Here is a 16,910-nt window from a genome sequence, read left to right on the forward strand (position 1 = left end):
GGCGGCGCGGGGACGCCCGCGGCGGGCGGCGCGACCGGTCCGGGCGCCCCCGGCGCGTGGCCGTCCGGCGTCGCGGTCCCGGGCGGCGGGACCGTTCCCGCCGCCCGTTCCTCCGTCTGCGGTCTGGACGTGCTGTGGGTCATGCGCCTGCCCCGATCGATCGACCCCTGGATCAGGTTTCGCTGCAAATGTTGTCGCTGGCGCGGATCTCGCCCTGCTGCTCCGGGATGCCCCGCTGCCCGCCCTTGAGGTCGGTCCAGTCCGTGCCGATCACGAGATCGACGACCCCGGGCTCCGCGCCGCCGGTCCGCGCGGCGGGCGCCGGCTTGCTCGGGATGAGGGCCGCCAGGCTCTTCGCCTGGTTCTCCGCACCGGAACCGTACAGCACCTTGGTGGCCGTTGTCCGCTCGGCGTTCCCGCCGACCGTGACCTGGAAGCCCTGCGCTTCGAGCGAATCGGCGACGCGCCCGGCCTGGCCGTCGGTCCCGCTGCCGTTGAAGACCCGCACCCGGATCTGGTTCGGCGGGATCGTCGGCGCGGGGGCCTCCGGCTTGCCCTCGGGCTTCTTCTCCGCTTCCGGCGGCTTCTTGTCCTCACGGACGGACTCGAAGAACTCGTCGGCGCCGGGGGCGAGGGCGAGCCGGTTCTTGTCGAGGGGGTCCTGGCCGTGCGGGACGGTCACGAAGCGCAGCTTCCCGGACGAGAGTCCCTGCATGCCCTGCGCGATGTCCATCATCGCGGTCACCGACAGCTCGCTGTCGGTGGTGAGGGACTTCGTCGTCGCGTTGAGCAGTTGCAGCAGCGCCTTGGGGTTGGTGAGCACGCCCCTGCTCATCACCTTGGAGGCGAGGGCGCCGAGGAACTTCTGCTGCCGCTTGATGCGGCTGGTGTCGGTGCCGTCGCCGAGGGTGTAGCGGGCCCGGACGTACGCCAGCGCCTGCTCGCCCTCGATCTCGTGCTTGCCCTTGCTCAGCCGCAGCCCGGATTTGGGGTCGTTGACGTTCTCGTTGAGGCACACCGGGACGCCGCCGACGGCCTTGGTGATGTTCTTGAAACCGGCGAAGTCGACCTGCACGAAGTGGTCGACGCGGATGTCGGTGAGGGCCTCCAGCGTCTTGATGACGCAGGTGGCGCCGCCGACGGTGAACGCCGTGTTGATCTGCACCCGGTTGGAGCCCGGCACCGTGTTGCCCTCGCGGTCCTCGCACTCGGGGCGCTGCACCATCAGGTCGCGGGGGAAGCTGATCGCCATCGCCTGCTCGCCGCCGGGGGACAGGTGCAGCAGGATCATCGTGTCCGAGCGGGGCGGCTCGTCCTTCATCTGCCGGCCGTACTTGGCGTTCTCGCCCTCGCGGGTGTCGGACCCGAGGAGCAGGATGTTCATCGCCTCGTTCAGCTTCTCCGGCCGGTCGGGGCCGAGCTTGGCGTTGACGTCCTCGTGCGCGATGTTGCCGAACGCCTGCCGGTAGAGGCCGTAGGCGGTGAGGGAGCCGACCACCATGACCGCCGACAGGCCGATGCACACCCAGCCGAGGATGCGCCAGCCGCGCCGAGGCGGCGCCGGCTCCTCGGGGTCGGCGTCGTCGACGTACTCCATGTACATCGGGTTGCTGTTCATCGGCTCCGTGGTTCCGGTGGGCCCGCTTTCACAGGTCGGGACGCGGTCGATGGTCAGGGGGAGGCGGCGAGCGGGCAGGGGCAGAGCGGACGCAAGGGAAGCGTAGTCAGGCGAGTCGGCGTACGGACCCGGATGCGTCATTCCACCCCGGGAGCCCGGCCACCGCCGTCACATGCTCTACCGACACCCGCCTATTTACGGCGGCTTTGTCGAAGTTTCGTTGGATTATGACGGAAGCCCCTGAGGCTAGTGGGGCCAGCAGCCCGGCCAGAACCCCGTCGAGTGTGGCGAACGACATGTCAACCAGGACCCGATCCCGCGCGTCCAGCTCCCATTTCTCGACGGCGGCGCGCGCGGCGCCGGCCAGGTCCTCGCCGCTGAGTGTGGCGTTTGTCACAGTCAACGCGGGCGCGCGCGGCGTCGCCTCCGGCCCGGGCGCGAACCGGTCGCCGTAGGACCGGACCTCCGCCGCGTAGTCGACGACGCCCGGCGGGCAGTGCCCCAGCGGAGCGCCCAGCGCGTGCAGCGACAGCCCGACGATCTCCTCGGCGTCCGCGTCGGCGAGCACCTCGTCCAGCGTCTCCTCCGACACCGCCAGGACGTACGGCGCCGCCGCCCCGAACGGCTCCGCCGCGCCCGCCTCCGACCGGGCCTCCAGCGAACCGGGCGTCACCGGCTCGGCGACGAGCCCCGCCGACCAGCAGGCCATCAGCCACACCGCCGTCTGCCAGTGCGGCGGCAGCGCCAGCACCGCACGGGTCCCGGGCTCGACGCCCAGGCCGTCCACCAGGAAGTTCGCCGTCTTCGCGACCCAGTTGTCGAACGTCCGCGCCGACAGCTCCACGCGCTCGCCCGTCCGGTCGTCGTAGAAGGTCACCAGCGGCCGGGCCGGATCGCCGGCCACCCGCCGCCGCAGCAGCTCCACCGGCCCGGCGTTGCTCTCGCTCATGAAGGCGAGCGTAGAACGTCCCGCGGGTGGTCAGGGGTCAAGGCACCGTCTCGGCGGCCTCGGCGGGCGCCCGGTGCCGCTACGCTCCGCACCGATGAACGAGCGGACGAGTACGTCGGCGGGCCGCGTGCTCGCCCTGATCACCATCGCCCCGGCGCTGGTCGTCGCGGCCTGGCTCGCGGTGTCGCTGCCGCTGCTGCTCGCGGGCGCGTTCCACCCCGCCCCGGCGCTCGCGCTGTTCGCCCCCGTCGCCGCGCTGATGCTGCGGTACGGGCTGCGGACCGGGCCGCGCGAGGACGCGCCGCCCGTCCTGGAGGGGACGGGACGGCGGACGATCGGGGGCGTGCTGGCGGTCGTCGGCGCGTTCACCGTTTACCAGATCTTCATGTGCTCGGAGCAGATCATCGTCCGGCGCGACCCCGCCTCGTACGTCCAGTTCGCGGTGTGGCTCGCCGAGCACGGGTCGCTGCCGATCCCGCAGGACCGCTGGGCGTTCGGCGGCGCCGACCCCGCCCTCGCCTTCGAGAGCCCCGCCTTCTACGCCGAGGGCGGCGCGGTCGTCCCGCAGTTCATGGCCGGATTCCCGATCGTGCTGACGCCCGGCGGCTGGCTCGCCGGGGCGGACGGGATCCTGCTGACGGCGCCGCTGCTCGGCGCCTGCTGCCTGCTCGCCTTCGCCGGGCTCGTCGCGCGGCTGGTCGGGCCCCGCTGGGCGCCCGCCGGGACGCTGCTGCTCGCCGCGACGCTGCCGATGCTGTGGGCGTCCCGCAACACGCTGAGCGAGCTGCCCGCGATCGTCCTGCTGCTCGGCGGCCTGTCGCTCCTCCACGACGCGCGCGGCGACGACCCGCGCACCGCCCGCGCGAAGTGCCTCCTCGCCGGCCTGGCGCTCGGCCTGATCGTGCTCGTCCGCATCGACGGGCTCCGCGACGTCCTGCCGCTCGTGGCGCTCGCCGGGCTGCTCGTCGGGCTGCGCCGCCGCCGGGGGTACTGGCTGGCGGGCGGGCTCGCGCTCGGCGTCGCCGCCGGGCTCACCGAGGGCGTCGTCCTGTCGCGCCCCTACCTCGAGTACCTGCGCGGCTCGCTGATCCCGCTGCTGGTCATCGCGGCGGGCGTCGCGGCGGCGACCGTCCTGCTGGCGGTCCTGCTGCGCCGCGACCGGACGGGCGCGCGCCTGCGGGCGCTCGCGGCGGCGGTGCGGGGCGGGCGGCTCCCGGACGCCCTCGCCGGGCTGACCGTCCTCGCGTTCCTGGCGTTCGCCGCGCGCCCGCTGTTCCAGACCGCCACGCGCGTCCCCGACAACCCCGACGACCTGCTGAACGCCCAGTTCATCGAGGCCGTCCAGAAGATCAACGGGATGCCGCTGGACGGCACCCGGCAGTACACCGAGCTGTCCCTCTACTGGGTCGCCTGGTACATCGGCGTGCCCGCGCTGCTGTTCGCCGTCGTCGGCGCGGCCGTCCTCGGGCGGCGGCTGCTGCGCGGCCGGTCGGCCCGGTGGCTCCCCGCGTACGCCGTGATCGTGTGGACGACGACGCAGGTGCTGATCCGCCCGGGCATCACCCCGGACCATCCGTGGGCGTCCCGGCGGCTGATCGGCCTCGTCATCCCGGGGCTGCTGCTGTTCGCGCTGTTCGGCGCGGCCTGGACGGCCCGGCGGGTGCGGCGCCTCGGCTACTCGCCGCGCGTCCTGCGCTGGGGCGTCGGCGCCGGGTTCGTGGTGATGCTCGCCCCGATCGTCCTGGTCAGCGCGCCCTACCTGGTGTCGCGGACCGAGCAGGGCGAGGTCGCGGCCGTCCGCACACTGTGCGGGCGGCTCGGCGCGGACGCGTCCGTGATCGCCGTCGAGCGCGCCACCGCCGACCGGTTCCTGCAGGTCGTGCGGGGGATGTGCGGCGTGCCCGCGGCCCGCGCCGCCCCCGACGCCACGCCCGGGGACGTCCGGCGCGTCATCGGGAAGGTGCGGGCGGCCGGGCGCACCCCCGTCCTGATGGGCGCCGCGCGCGCCGACGTCGCGCCGTACGGCCCCGCCGAGCGGGTCGTCCGGCTGCGGACCGAGCAGGACGGACGCACCCTCGACGAGCCCCCGCGCGGCACCTGGGGCCTCGGCATCGACGTGTGGACGTCCCGCCCCAGCGGCCCCGCGGTTCCCGTTGACGGCGGGTCGGGCGGCCGAGGCGAGTATCCTCGCCCTGCGTGAGCACCCAGCCTGCCGAGTCCGCGCCCGAACGCGTCCACGTCACGATCGTCCTGCCCTGCTACAACGAGCAGGACCATGTGATCGACGAGGTCGAGCGCATCTGCAAGGCGATGGACAACAGCGGCAAGACCTACGAGCTGCTGGCCGTGGACGACTGCTCGACCGACGACACGCTGGCTCGGCTGCGCGAGGCCGAGTCCCGGTTCCCGAACATGCGGATCATGGCGTTCCAGCACAACAGCGGTTCGGGGACGGTCCGGCGCATCGGCTCGCAGCAGGCCCGCGGCGACATCGTCGTGTGGACCGACGCCGACATGTCCTATCCGAACGACCGCATCCCCGAGCTCGTCGGGATCCTCGACGACAACCCGCAGATCGACCAGGTCGTGGGCGCGCGCACCAGCGAGGAGGGCACCCACAAGGTGCTGCGGGTGCCCGCCAAGTGGTTCATCCGCAAGATCGCCGAGCGGCTCACCAACTCGAAGATCCCCGACCTGAACTCCGGCCTGCGGGCGTTCCGCCGCGAGGTGTCGCTGCCCTACCTGCGGCTGCTGCCGCCCGGGTTCTCCTGCGTGACGACGATCACGATCGCGTTCCTGTCGAACCAGCATCCGGTGCACTACGAGCCGATCGAGTACGCCAAGCGGGCCGGGAAGTCGAAGTTCCACTTCACCAAGGACGCCTACCGCTACATCCTGCAGGTCCTGCGGATGGTCATGTACTTCAACCCGCTCAAGGTGCTGATGCCCCCGGCGCTCTGGCTGATCCTGGTCGGCCTCGGCAAGGGCGTCTTCGACATGATCGTCCACTTCGGGTACTTCGCTAACAACACGATCATGATCTTCGTGACCGGGTTGATCATCGCGTCGCTGGCGCTGCTCGCCGACCTGATCGTCCGATCACGCGGCGACGTCTAGGGCCGCCCGGATGAAGATCGCGATCGTGGGGCCCGCGTTCCCGTACAAGGGGGGCGGCGCCCACCACACCACCGAGCTGGCGCACCGCCTCGCCGCCGCCGGGCACGACGTCGTCATCGAGTCGTGGCGCGCCCAGTACCCGTCGTTCCTGTACCCGGGGCAGCAGACGATCTCCGAGCCGGAGGGCGAGCCGTTCCCCGGCACCCGGCACCGGCTCGACTGGCGCCGCCCGGACGGCTGGTGGCGCACCGGCCGGAACCTGCGCTCCCGCGACCTCACCGTGCTGGCCGTCCTCAGCCCCGTGCAGGTGCCGTCCTACCTCGGCATCCTCGCCGGGCTGGGCCGCCGCGCCCCGGTCGTCGCGCTGTGCCACAACGTGCTGCCGCACGAGCGCAAGCCCTACGACGTCCCGCTGATGCGGCGGCTCCTGCGCCGCGTCCACGGCGTGCTCGTCCACTCGGAGGCGCAGGCCGAACTGGCGCGGGGGCTCACGGCGCGTCCCGTCCGGGTGGCGGAGATGCCCGCGCACCTCCCCGGCGCGCCCGGCCCGGCCGCCGCCGCGCGCGCCGAGGGGGTGCGCCGCCGGCTGCTGTTCTTCGGGATCGTCCGGCCGTACAAGGGCCTGGACGTCCTGCTGCGCGCCCTCGCGAAGGGCCCGGACGACGTCGCGCTGACCGTCGCGGGCGAGTTCTGGGGCGGGCTCGAGGACACCGAGAAGCTGATCGCCGAGCTCGGTCTCGAATCCCGCGTCGAACTGCGGCCCGGGTACGTGCCCGCCGCCGACGTCCCCGGCCTGTTCGCGGACGCGGACGCGCTCGTCCTGCCCTACCGGACCGCCACGGCCTCGCAGAACGTGTGGATGGCCCACGAGTACGGCGTCCCGGTGATCGCGACCGACGTCGGCGGGTTCGCCGGCCAGGTCCGCGACGGCGAGGACGGGCTGATCTGCGCGCCCGGCGACGTGGCGTCCCTGGCCGCCGCGCTCGACCGCTTCTACGCGCCGGGGGAGCCGGAGCGTCTCCGCTCCGGCGTCCGCCCGGCCGACCACGGGCCCCTGTGGGACGCCTACGTCGCGGCGCTCACCGCGCCGAACGCGCGCGGCGGGGCCGCGCGGTGACTCAGCCCCGCACGGGATCGAGGTGCGGCTCGATGATCTTCAGGAAGGCGCGCTTCGGCTTCGCGCCGGTGACCTGCTCCACGACCTCGCCGTTCTTGATGAGCAGCAGGGTCGGCAGCCCCAGCACCCCGTACTCGCCGGGGGTCTCCGGGTTCTCGTCGTAGTTGATCTTCGCGATCTTCAGGCGGCCGTCCAGCTCGCCCGCGATCTGGTCCAGCACCGGCGCGATCATCTTGCACGGCGGGCACCAGTCCGCCCAGAAATCGACCAGGACGGGAACGTCGCTCTTCAGGACCTCGGCGTCGTACGTCGCGTCGGTCACGGTGACCGGACTGGTCACGGGGCCTCCTTCGTCGGGGACGTACCGTTGACAAGCCCGGCCGTCGGCCGATCATTCCCGTCCCCGTCCGGCCCGGCGCCCTTCGGCGGTTTCGTCAGCAGGAACGCGGCCCCCGCGACCATCAGGTCCGCGGCGGTCAGCAGCACCCGGCTCACGATCGCCACCACGACCGCCGCGCCCGCCGGAAGCGCCGGGGTCAGCACCACGGTCAGCGCGGCCTCCCGCGCCCCGATCCCGCCCGGCGCGATGAACACCAGGAAGCCGACCACGAACGCCAGCGCGTACGCGCCCGCCGCCAGGAACGGCAGGCCCGCGCCGTCGCCCCCGACGGCCGCGCACAGCAGCCACGTGTGGACGCCGAACAGCACCCAGCCGAGGACCGTCCAGCCGATCGCCCGCAGCGTCACCGCCAGGCTCACCGGGTGCTCCAGCGGCGGCCGCCGCAGCACCTTCAGCATCAGGCCCAGCGCCCACGTGACGATCCTCGGGTGCAGCGCCGCGAGCAGCACCGGCGCCAGCAGGAACAGCCACCAGAACCGGTCCCGCGCGGTCGCCGACGTCAGCGGCAGCGTCACCGCCGCGACCGCGAGCCCGCACGCCGTGGACGTCGCCACCGCCAGCAGCGTCGAGCCGAAGCTCCGCTCCGCCGGCACCTTGTGCTCGCGCGTCATCTCGATCTGCGTGACCAGCGCCCACACCTTGCCGGGCACGTACTTGCCGAGCTGCGAGATCCCCGAGATGCGGAACGCCGCGCCGACCGGCAGCGGCGAGCCGAGCCCGCCGAGCAGCGTCCGCCACCCGAGCATCCACACGAACAGCCCCGCGATGCCCGCCGCCAGGGCGGCGAGGAGGGCGAGCCACGACATGTCCCGCAGCGCCCGCACCGTGGCGTCCCACTCCTTGGCCACGCTGTAGGCGCAGAAGGCCAGGGCGAGCAGAACCAGCAGCACCCGCAGGACCCGCACGGCGACGACCTTCTTGTTCACCCGCCCCAGAGTAGGCGAACGCGGGGGCGAGGAAGGCGGACACGGGCGCCGAACGCGGCCCCCGCACCGCCCGTCCGCCGTACAGTAGGCGCGATGAGACTCTCGGATGCGATCGCCTTCATGGGCCACCAGGTGCACGTCTGCCGGTACCGCGAGGCCGGGACGCTGCTCGGGTGGATGGGCCGCGACCTGCGCGGCCGCCGGGTCCTCGACGTCGCCGGCGGGGACGGCTACTGGGCGGGGCGGGCCCGCAGGCGCGGCGCCGACGCCGTGTCCATCGACCTCGCCCGCGGCAAGATGGAGTACGGCCGGACGCTCGCGCACGCGCCCGCGCTGATCGAGTGCGACGCCCTGCGGCTCCCGTTCGGCGACGCGTCCTTCGACGCGATCCTCTCCGTCTGCGCCATCGAGCACTTCGACGACGGCGGTACGTCCCTGGACGAGATGGCCCGGGTGCTCAAGCCCGGCGGCGAGATCTTCATGTCCGCGGACGTGCTCAGCCGCGCCGACGCCTGGCCGAAGCTGCGCGACGCGCACAAGGCCAAGTACCACGTGCAGCACACCTACACCCACGAGAGCCTCCGCAAGCTCATGGACGAGCGCGGCCTCGACCTCGTGCGGCACAGCTACCAGTTCCGCACCGCCGCGACCGAGCGCCTCTACCTCTCCCTCTCGACCTACGGCGGCAAGGTCGGCTTCAACGCCGCCGCCCCGCTCACCCCGCTCGTCGCCCTCGCCGACCGCAAGGCGCCCAACGAGCGCGGCAGCATCGTCCTCGTCCAGGCCCGGAAGCGCTCGGAATGACGGTCCACTAGGCTCGGCCTCCACACGGCGGTGGAGAAAGGAGCCAAGTGGAAGCGATCCTCCTGGTCGGAGGCAGGGGCACGCGCCTTCGCCCCCTCACCATCTCCACCCCGAAACCGCTGCTCCCCACGGCGGGCGTGTCGTTCCTGTCGCACCAGCTCGCGCGCGCGCACGCGGCGGGCGTCGAACGGATCGTGTTCGCCACGTCCTACCGGGCCGAGATGTTCGAGGCGGCCTTCGGGACCAAGGCGCACGGGCTCGAACTCGTCTACGTCAGCGAGGACCAGCCGCTCGGCACCGGCGGCGCCATCCGCAACGCCGCCCGGGCGCTCACCTGCGGCCCCGACGACCCGGTGCTGATCCTCAACGGCGACATCCTCTCCGGCCACGACGTCCGGGCGCAGGTCGCCCTGCACGAGGACACCGGCGCCGCCGTGACCCTCCACCTGACGCGCGTCGACGACCCGTCCCGCTTCGGCTGCGTCCCCACGGACGGGTCCGGCCGCGTCACCGCGTTCCTCGAGAAGACCTCGCACCCGGTCACCGACCAGATCAACGCGGGCTGCTACGTGTTCCGCCGCTCCGCCATCGACACGATCCCCGAGGACGAGGTCGTGTCCGTCGAGCGCGAGACGTTCCCGTCGCTGATCTCCTCGGGCGCCCTCGTCATGGGCCACGTCGAGTCCGAGTACTGGCTCGACGTCGGCACCCCCGAGGCGTTCGTCCGCGGCTCCTGCGACCTGGTCCTCGGCCGTCTCGCCTCGCCCGCGATGCCCGGGGAACCCGGCGAGCGCCTCACCCTCCCCGGCGCGGCCGTCGCCCCCGGCGCGATCGTCCGCGGCGGCACCACGGTCGGGCGCGGCGCCGTCATCGAGGCGGGCAGCACCGTGGTCGGCAGCGTCCTGCTCGACGACGCGTTCGTCGCCGAGGGCGCGACCGTCCGCGACTCCGTCCTGTCGCGCGGCGCCCGCGTCGGCCCCGGCGCCGTCCTGGACGGCGTCATCCTCGGCGACGGCGCCGTCGTCGGCCCCGGCAACGAACTCCGCGGCGGCCTGCGCATCTGGCCCGGCATCGAACTGCCCCCGACCGCCGTCCGCTTCTCCACCGACGCCTGACGGTCGAAGGCGCGAACGGTACGTCCTCGAACCGGGGCCCGGGCCCACCGGATCATCGGGTCCCCCTCCGGCGAGCCGCCCGGCGTACACTCGTCCCGGTGCCTTATGACGACACGTACTGAAGCCTCATCCGACGCGTTGCTCGACGTCTTCAAGGCGCTCGCGAACCCGGTGCGGCTGCAGTTGCTCCAATGGCTGCGCGACCCCGAGGCCCACTTCCCCGTGGAAGACGGCATCGCCGACCCGCACGAGGTCGGCGTGTGCGTGAGCCACATCCAGGCCAAGACCGGGCTCGCCCAGTCGACGGTCTCCGCCTACATGGCGTCGCTCGAACGCGCCGGGCTCGTCCGCTCCACCCGCATCGGCAAGTGGACGCACTACAAGCGCGACGAGGAGAGCATCGCCCGATTCGTCGCGGCCCTCGGCCACGCCCTCTGACGACCGTCGCAACCTGTGCGTCGAGCGCCGTCGCGTCCTCAAATCGAAAATGTGCGATACTTCGATGCGTTGGCTTCGTACGGCCGTGGAGGGCACATGGGCACGATCGACGGGATGGACCTCGGGCGCTTCGGCATCTGGACCTTCGACTTCGAACGGCGGCCGGCGAGCGTCATCCGCGACTCGGTGCGGGAACTGGAGGGGCTCGGCTGGCCGACCATCTGGATCCCCGAGACGACCGGGCGTGAGGCGATGTCGCACGCGGGCCTCCTGCTGGCGTCCACGGAACGCATGAACGTCGTCAACGGCATCGCACAGATCGGGTCGCGCACCCCCCGCCGGGCGCGGGGCGCCGCCGCCCTCCTCGCCGACGCCTACCCGGACCGGCACGTCCTCGGCCTCGGCTTCGGCGGCACGCCGACCCCGGGCGTCAAGCCGCTGCGGGCCATGCGCGAGTACCTCGACGACATGGACGCGGCGACGGACGCCGACCCCGTCCCGCGCCCGCCGACGCGCCGCCTGCTCGCCGCGTACGGGCCGAAGATGCTCGAACTGGCGCGCGACCGGACGGACGGCGCCCACACGTACAAGGTCCCGGTGCACCACACGCGCCAGGCCCGCGAGGTGCTGGGCGACGCCCCGTTCCTCGGCGTCGAGCAGGCGGTGCTCCTGGAGACCGACCCGCACAAGGCCCGCGAGACCGCGCGCGAGCACCTGCACCCGTACCTGACCACTCCCTACAACATCGCCAAGTTCCTCCGCCTCGGCTACACCGAGGCCGATCTCGGCAACGGCGGCGGCAGCGACCGCCTCGTCGACGACCTCGTGTTCTGGGGCGACGTCGACACGATCGTCCGCGGACTCGACGACCATCTCGACGCCGGCGCCGACCACGTCGCCGTCCAGGTGATCGGCGCAGCCCACGGCGCCACCGCCCTGCCCGGGTGGCGCGACCTCACCGATGCCCTGCTCGGATGAAGCCCGGCTCGTCGGGGACGGCCCGGACCGCCGCGGCGTAGGCGCGCGGGTGGGCGGTGCTGCGGCGCGCTTCCGGTCGAAGACCCTTCGTGGCGGGGCGCGGCACGGCGCCGGTGGCCGGACGGGCGCGGTCGTCCGGGGGAAGGGCAGCGGTCGTTTCCGGTTCAGGTGGTGTCCACCGGGGTGCACGATCATTTCGGCGCAGTGCTCGACGGACGACGAATGGAGACGCCGATGACGCCGATGACGCCGAACCGACGGACCTTTCTGCGCGGCGGACTGGCGGCGGGCGCCGGGGCGGCCGTGGCGCCGCTGCTCGGCGGCGGGCAGGCAGTGGCGGGGCCCGCGTCGCCCGGCCTGCTGCGGCACCGCCCGAGGCTGACCCACGGCGTGCAGAGCGGCGACGTCACCGCGCACGACGCGGTCGTCTGGGCCCGCTCGGACCGGCCCGCGCGGATGCTGGTCGAGGTGAGCCACCGGCCCGACTTCGCCCACGCGAGGCGCGTCCCGGGGCCGCTGCTCACCCCCGGCACCGACCTGACCGGCAAGGCGTTCCTGCGGGGCCTGCCCGCCGGGCGAGAGCTCCACTACCGGGTGACCCTGGCCGACCCGGACCGCCGCTCCGCCCTGTCCGAGCCGGTGACCGGACGCCTGCGCACCGCGCCCCGCGACCGCGCCGACATCCGGTTCGTCTGGGCGGGCGACCTGGCGGGCCAGGGCTGGGGCATCGACACGGGGTTCGGCGGCTACCGCATCTTCAACGCCATGGGCGCCCTCGACCCGGACTTCTTCCTGTGCAGCGGCGACCTCGTGTACGCCGACGGCCCGCTGCAGGAGACGGTGCGGCTGCCGGACGGGCGGACGTGGCGCAACCTCGTCACCCCGGAGAAGAGCAAGGTCGCCGAGACGCTCGCCGAGTACCGCGGGCAGTTCCGGTACAACCTGGAGGACGCCGCCATGCGCGCGTTCAACTCCCGGGTCCCGATGGTCTACCAGTGGGACGACCACGAGGTCGTCAACAACTGGTACCCCGGTGAGATCCTCGACCTGCCCCAGTACACGGAGAAGCGCGTGGACGTCCTGGCGGCGCGCGCCCGGCGGGCGATGTTCGAGTACACCCCGACCGCCGTCCGCTCCCACGAGAACGGCCGCCTGTACCGCCGCATCTCCTACGGGCCGCTGCTGGACGTCTTCGTCCTCGACATGCGCACCCACAAGGACGCCAACGGGACGAACGACTCGCCGAGCGCGGCCGAGGGCGTCCTCGGCGCCGGGCAGCTCGCGTGGCTCAAGCGCGAGCTGCGCCGCTCCCGGGCCACCTGGAAGGTGATCGCGGCCGACCTGCCGATCGGGCTCATCGTCCCGGACGGCTCCGCCCAGGAGGGAATCGCGCAGGGCGACGGCGGCGCCCCGCTGGGCCGCGAGCGCGAGATCGCCGACCTGCTCTCGTACGCCAAGCGCAGGGGCGTCCGGAACATGGTGTGGCTGACGGCCGACGTCCACTACACCGCGGCCCACCACTACGACCCGTCGAGGGCGGCGTTCCAGGACTTCGACCCGTTCTGGGAGTTCGTCTCCGGCCCGCTGAACGCGGGCGCGTTCGGCCCGAACACCCTGGAGGGCACCTTCGGCCCCCGCCTCGACTTCTTCCGGGCGCCGCAGCGGCCCAACACGTCCCCGGCGGAGGGCTTCCAGCACTTCGGCGAGGTCGCCCTCGACGGCGACTCGGGCGACCTGACCGTCCGCCTCCGCGACATCGACGGCGCCGTCCTCTACACCCGCACGCTCGCCCCGCGCTGAGCCCGTCCGGCCCCGGGACTTGACCTCGACCAAAGTAGAGGTTCGATGATCGGGGCATGGACGAGAACGAGATCAGGCGCGCGCTCGACGCTCACACGGACCACTGGATCCGGCACGAGATGGACGCCTGGGGCGCCTGCTTCACCGACGACTGCGACTTCATCACGCACCGCGGCGTCTGGTGGCGGACGCGGCGCGACAACGTCGAGGGGCACAAGGACGTGCCGGCCTCGGTGGTCGCGCAGAAACGGAACTACACCCAGGAGGTCGTGAGCATCGCCGCGATCGCGCCGGACGTCGCGCTCGTCCACACCCGGTGGTCCTGGCCCGGCCACACCCTGCCCGGCGCCGCCGTCCCCGAGGACCGCACCGGCCTGATCACGATGGTGCTCGTCAGGCGCGACGGCGCCTGGAAGATCCGCGCGGTGCACAACACCCGGGTGAACGGTCTGGACGACTTCGCCGCCGGGCGCGCGTGAACGGCGCGGGCGGGCCGGCGGGGCGAATCCGGGCTCCCATGTCACAGGCGGCGGGGCTGTCTCGTCTCGGGATGCGAAGCCGGGTGCCGCGCAGGGCGCACCCGCCCGTCGCGAGGAGACGATCATGAGCGAGCACGGCACGGACCGGAAGGTCGCGCTCGTCACCGGGGCGAACAAGGGGATCGGACGGGCCGCCGCCGGGCGGCTCGCCGAGCTGGGCATGACCGTCCTGGTCGGCGCGCGGGACCCGCGCCGCGGCGAGGAGGCCGCCGCGGCGCTGCGCGCCGGAGGCGGCGACGCGCACGCGCTCACCCTGGACGTCACCGACCGGGCCGTGGTGCAGCGGGCCGCCGAGCGGATCGACGAGCGGTTCGGCCGCCTCGACGTCCTGATCAACAACGCCGCCATCACCGGCACGCCGCCGGGGGTCTCGCCGATGGACGCCACCGACCAGGTCCCCAGCACCGTCGACCTGGACATGGTCCGGGCGGTGTTCGAGACCAACGTGTTCGGGGTGATCGCGGTCACCAACGCCATGCTGCCGCTGCTGCGGCGGTCGGCGGCGCCCCGCGTCGTCAACGTCGGCAGCCACGCCGCGTCGCTGGCCCTCACCGCCGACCCGGAGGGGCCGTTCGTCGCGCTGCCGCCGTCGGCGGCGTACAGCCCGTCCAAGTCGGCGCTGAGCGCGCTGACCGTGCAGTACGCCAACGAGCTGCGCAAGGACGGCGTCCTGGTCAACGCCGTCGCCCCCGGGTTCGTCGACACCGACAGCAACAACCACACCGGGATCCTCACGCCCGCGGAGGGCGCCGCGGTCCTGGTGCGGCTGGCCACCGTCGGGGCGGACGGGCCGACCGGCGGGTTCTTCGGCGAGGACGGCCCGCTGCCCTGGTGACGGCCGCGCCGGGCGGCGAGGCGGAACGGGCGAGGCGGGACGGCGAGGCGGGACGGCGGGGCCCTCGGCGCGGACGTCCGCGTCACGCCGCGGGCCCCTGGGCGGGGCGGTACCAGGAGCGGGTTTTGATCGGGAGGGGAACGGCGATGGTCACGGCGGACGGCACCGGAGGAGCCGGCGCGGGGCGGGCGGAGGAGTTCCAGGACTTGCGGCCGCTGCTGTTCTCGATCGCCTACCGGATCCTCGGCAGCGTGAGCGAGGCCGAGGACGCGGTGCAGGAGACGTGGCTGCGCTACGAGGCGTCCACGGCCGAGCCCGCGTCGCCCAAGGCGTTCCTCTCGGCGACGGTCACCCGGATCGCGATCGACGTCCTGCGCTCGGCGCGCGTCCGGCGCGAGGAGTACGTCGGGCCCTGGTTCCCCGAACCGCTGCTGGACGACCCGTACACCGACCCGGAGCGTGCCGCGGAACTGGCCGATTCCGTGTCGATGGCGGCCCTGCTCCTGCTCGAACGGCTCAGCCCGCTCGAGCGGGCGGTCTTCGTGCTGCGGGAGGTGTTCGGGTTCGGGTTCCCCGAGGTGGCCGCCGCCGTGGGACGCTCGGAGGCGGCGTGCCGCCAGCTCGCCGTCCGGGCGCGCCGCCACATGAGCGCGGGCCGTCCCCGCTTCGAGGCCGACCGCGCGGACCGCGAGCGGCTCGCCGGCCGGTTCCTGGAGGCGTTCCGGGAGGGGGACCTCGACGGGCTGACCGAGCTGCTGGCCGCCGACGTCCAGCTGGTCACCGACGCGGGCGGCAAGGCGCCCCGGTGGGGCGACCGCTTCGTCGGCCTCGCCGATGTGGCCGAGGTGCTCGCCAGGCTGCGCACGCTGTTCCCGCGCATCGACGCGACGGTCGAGGCGCACGAGGTCAACGGCCGGCCGGGCGCGATCTTCCGGGACCGGGACGGGAAGGTCATCAACACCTGGTCGCTCGACATCCTCGACGGGCGGATCCAGACGATCCGCACCGTGACCAACCCCGACAAGCTCGGTCATGTGGGGCCCGTGGCGGACATCTGGGCGGCCTTCCGCGAGGCGAACCGGGACGCCGGGACGGAGCCCGCCCGGACCCGCCCGTCCTCCGCCGGCTGAGCGCGGCGGTCCCGGCGGCTGGCAGACTGGGAACATATGTTCGGGGAGAGCGCGGCCGCGGGCCGGAAGTGGCGGGCGCCCTGGCCGCTGGAGCTCGGGAGCACGCTGGCGCCGCACGCCCGGGGCCCCTACGACCCGGCGTTCCAGGTGCGGGACGGGTTCGTCTGGCGGGCCTCGTTCACGCCGGACGGTCCGGGGACGCTGCGGCTGCGCATGCACAGGGACGCGGACGGGGACGCGGACGGGGGCGTCGTGGACGCGGCGGCGTGGGGCCCGGGGGCCGGGTGGCTGCTCGACGGGGTGCCCGCGCTGCTGGGGGCCGACGACCATCCGGAGGAGTTCGTCCCGCTGCACGACGTCCTGCGGGACCAGGTGCGGCGGCGTCCGGGGTTCCGGATCGGACGGACGCGCCGGGTGTTCGAGGCGCTCGTGCCCGCGGTGATGGAGCAGAAGGTCCTGGGGCAGGAGGCGTGGCGGGCCTGGGGTCACCTGGTGCGGCGGTTCGGGCGTCCGGCGCCGGGGGCGCCGTGGCTGCGGGTGCCGCCGCCGCCCGCGGTGTGGGCGCGGATCCCGTCGTGGGAGTGGCACAAGGCCGGGCTCGAGGCGGTGCGGGCACGCACGATCATCGGCGCGGCCCGGGTCGCGCAGCGGCTGGAGGACGACCCGGCCGTGGAGCGGCTCACGTCGCTGCCGGGGATCGGGGTGTGGACGGCCGCGGAGGTGCGGCAGCGGGCGGTGGGCGATCCCGACGCCGTCTCGGTCGGCGACTACAACCTGCCCGGGCTGGTGGGCTGGGCGCTCGCCGGGACGAAGGTGGACGACGCCGGGATGCTCGAACTGCTGGAACCGTACGCGGGGCACCGGTACCGGGTCACCCGGCTGCTGGAACGCTCCGGTGCGGGGCCGCCGCGGCGGGGGCCGCGGCTGCCGGTGCGCGACTACCGCTCTTTCTGACGCGGAAAGGGCGGCGCCGCCAGAAGTGGTCGGGCGCGTGGTCGAGCCCGTCGCGGCTGTCGGCGCCGAACAGCGGGCCGAGGACGGCGAGGGCGATGAGGAGGGCGAGCATGACGATCATGGGTCTGTCCTTCGAGGAGTTCGGACGTTCCCGCGCGGTTGACTCCAGTGTGGACACGATCATTGTTCA

Annotated in this window: 16 protein-coding genes; 12 read left to right on the forward strand and 4 right to left on the reverse strand. The window is 73.5% G+C overall.

The genetic code is table 11. The annotated features are described in order from the left end of the window. Positions 1-172 precede the first annotated feature (172 nt). Both ACFQ11_RS29365 and ACFQ11_RS29370 read right to left on the reverse strand, forming a co-directional pair. Positions 173-1,618 carry an LCP family protein gene (locus tag ACFQ11_RS29365; protein ID WP_378304479.1) on the reverse strand — a complete coding sequence of 482 codons (1,446 nt, stop codon included), beginning with the start codon at positions 1,616-1,618 and terminating at the stop codon, positions 173-175. A 106-nt stretch (positions 1,619-1,724) separates the two neighbouring features. Further along, positions 1,725-2,567: a TIGR03089 family protein gene (locus tag ACFQ11_RS29370; protein ID WP_378304482.1), complete on the reverse strand. Its 843-nt coding sequence runs from the start codon at positions 2,565-2,567 to the stop codon at positions 1,725-1,727. A gap of 94 nt (positions 2,568-2,661) precedes the next feature. Here ACFQ11_RS29370 and ACFQ11_RS29375 point away from each other — a divergent pair, with 94 nt between their 5' ends. From ACFQ11_RS29375 to ACFQ11_RS29385, 3 genes are read left to right on the forward strand one after another with little or no spacing between them, the layout of a single operon-like run. Beyond that, entirely contained in the window at positions 2,662-4,767 is a 2,106-nt protein-coding gene (locus ACFQ11_RS29375) for a hypothetical protein (protein ID WP_378304484.1), read from the forward strand. Further along, positions 4,764-5,684, forward strand: a complete 921-nt coding sequence (locus tag ACFQ11_RS29380) for a glycosyltransferase family 2 protein (protein ID WP_378304486.1) — start codon at positions 4,764-4,766, stop codon at positions 5,682-5,684. The genes ACFQ11_RS29375 and ACFQ11_RS29380 overlap by 4 nt, the downstream gene beginning before the upstream one ends. Positions 5,685-5,694: 10 nt before the next feature. Continuing rightward, positions 5,695-6,801, forward strand: a complete 1,107-nt coding sequence (locus tag ACFQ11_RS29385) for a glycosyltransferase family 4 protein (protein WP_378304488.1) — start codon at positions 5,695-5,697, stop codon at positions 6,799-6,801. Between the two features lies 1 nt (position 6,802). Here ACFQ11_RS29385 and trxA read toward each other — a convergent pair whose 3' ends face one another. Together trxA and ACFQ11_RS29395 are read right to left on the reverse strand one after the other, a co-directional pair. Continuing rightward, positions 6,803-7,141 carry a thioredoxin gene (gene trxA, locus ACFQ11_RS29390; RefSeq protein WP_378304490.1) on the reverse strand — a complete coding sequence of 113 codons (339 nt, stop codon included), beginning with the start codon at positions 7,139-7,141 and terminating at the stop codon, positions 6,803-6,805. After that, complete coding sequence (locus ACFQ11_RS29395) at positions 7,138-8,127, reverse strand: lysylphosphatidylglycerol synthase domain-containing protein (RefSeq protein WP_378304493.1); 990 nt, start codon at positions 8,125-8,127, stop codon at positions 7,138-7,140. Before ACFQ11_RS29395 ends, trxA begins: the two co-directional genes overlap by 4 nt. Positions 8,128-8,220: 93 nt before the next feature. Here ACFQ11_RS29395 and ACFQ11_RS29400 point away from each other — a divergent pair, with 93 nt between their 5' ends. The 9 genes from ACFQ11_RS29400 (at position 8,221) to ACFQ11_RS29440 (ending at position 16,720) form a co-directional block, all read left to right on the forward strand. Beyond that, entirely contained in the window at positions 8,221-8,931 is a 711-nt protein-coding gene (locus ACFQ11_RS29400; protein WP_378304495.1) for a class I SAM-dependent methyltransferase, read from the forward strand. A gap of 47 nt (positions 8,932-8,978) precedes the next feature. After that, on the forward strand, positions 8,979-10,046 hold the full coding sequence (manB, locus tag ACFQ11_RS29405) for a mannose-1-phosphate guanylyltransferase (RefSeq protein WP_378304497.1): 1,068 nt from the start codon (positions 8,979-8,981) through the stop codon (positions 10,044-10,046). 105 nt (positions 10,047-10,151) lie between these two features. Further along, positions 10,152-10,484 (forward strand): ArsR/SmtB family transcription factor, encoded by a 333-nt coding sequence (locus ACFQ11_RS29410; RefSeq protein WP_378304500.1) that lies wholly within the window; start codon positions 10,152-10,154, stop codon positions 10,482-10,484. A gap of 96 nt (positions 10,485-10,580) precedes the next feature. Next, positions 10,581-11,462, forward strand: coding sequence for a TIGR03620 family F420-dependent LLM class oxidoreductase (locus tag ACFQ11_RS29415; RefSeq protein ID WP_378304503.1), 882 nt, complete (start codon positions 10,581-10,583; stop codon positions 11,460-11,462). Between the two features lie 234 nt (positions 11,463-11,696). Further along, positions 11,697-13,262, forward strand: coding sequence for an alkaline phosphatase D family protein (locus ACFQ11_RS29420; protein WP_378304505.1), 1,566 nt, complete (start codon positions 11,697-11,699; stop codon positions 13,260-13,262). 56 nt (positions 13,263-13,318) lie between these two features. Next, positions 13,319-13,741: a YybH family protein gene (locus ACFQ11_RS29425; protein WP_378304507.1), complete on the forward strand. Its 423-nt coding sequence runs from the start codon at positions 13,319-13,321 to the stop codon at positions 13,739-13,741. 124 nt (positions 13,742-13,865) lie between these two features. Continuing rightward, positions 13,866-14,636 (forward strand): SDR family NAD(P)-dependent oxidoreductase, encoded by a 771-nt coding sequence (locus ACFQ11_RS29430; RefSeq protein ID WP_378304509.1) that lies wholly within the window; start codon positions 13,866-13,868, stop codon positions 14,634-14,636. Positions 14,637-14,782: 146 nt separating this feature from the next. After that, on the forward strand, positions 14,783-15,766 hold the full coding sequence (locus ACFQ11_RS29435; protein ID WP_378304536.1) for an RNA polymerase sigma-70 factor: 984 nt from the start codon (positions 14,783-14,785) through the stop codon (positions 15,764-15,766). Positions 15,767-15,802: 36 nt separating this feature from the next. Beyond that, positions 15,803-16,720 (forward strand): DNA-3-methyladenine glycosylase family protein, encoded by a 918-nt coding sequence (locus ACFQ11_RS29440; RefSeq protein WP_378304512.1) that lies wholly within the window; start codon positions 15,803-15,805, stop codon positions 16,718-16,720. The last annotated feature ends 190 nt before the right edge of the window (positions 16,721-16,910 follow it).

The organism is Actinomadura sediminis, from assembly GCF_042675525.1.
Taxonomy (GTDB): Bacteria; Actinomycetota; Actinomycetes; order Streptosporangiales; family Streptosporangiaceae; genus Spirillospora; species Spirillospora sediminis.

Coding starts and splice junctions, on each gene's coding strand:
- ACFQ11_RS29365 (WP_378304479.1), bottom strand. CDS start 1,618: ATGAACAGCAACCCGATGTACATGGAGTACGTCGACGACGCCGACCCC.
- ACFQ11_RS29370 (WP_378304482.1), bottom strand. CDS start 2,567: ATGAGCGAGAGCAACGCCGGGCCGGTGGAGCTGCTGCGGCGGCGGGTG.
- ACFQ11_RS29375 (WP_378304484.1), top strand. CDS start 2,662: ATGAACGAGCGGACGAGTACGTCGGCGGGCCGCGTGCTCGCCCTGATC.
- ACFQ11_RS29385 (WP_378304488.1), top strand. CDS start 5,695: ATGAAGATCGCGATCGTGGGGCCCGCGTTCCCGTACAAGGGGGGCGGC.
- ACFQ11_RS29400 (WP_378304495.1), top strand. CDS start 8,221: ATGAGACTCTCGGATGCGATCGCCTTCATGGGCCACCAGGTGCACGTC.
- ACFQ11_RS29410 (WP_378304500.1), top strand. CDS start 10,152: ATGACGACACGTACTGAAGCCTCATCCGACGCGTTGCTCGACGTCTTC.
- ACFQ11_RS29415 (WP_378304503.1), top strand. CDS start 10,581: ATGGGCACGATCGACGGGATGGACCTCGGGCGCTTCGGCATCTGGACC.
- ACFQ11_RS29420 (WP_378304505.1), top strand. CDS start 11,697: ATGACGCCGATGACGCCGAACCGACGGACCTTTCTGCGCGGCGGACTG.
- ACFQ11_RS29425 (WP_378304507.1), top strand. CDS start 13,319: ATGGACGAGAACGAGATCAGGCGCGCGCTCGACGCTCACACGGACCAC.
- ACFQ11_RS29430 (WP_378304509.1), top strand. CDS start 13,866: ATGAGCGAGCACGGCACGGACCGGAAGGTCGCGCTCGTCACCGGGGCG.
- ACFQ11_RS29435 (WP_378304536.1), top strand. CDS start 14,783: ATGGTCACGGCGGACGGCACCGGAGGAGCCGGCGCGGGGCGGGCGGAG.
- ACFQ11_RS29440 (WP_378304512.1), top strand. CDS start 15,803: ATGTTCGGGGAGAGCGCGGCCGCGGGCCGGAAGTGGCGGGCGCCCTGG.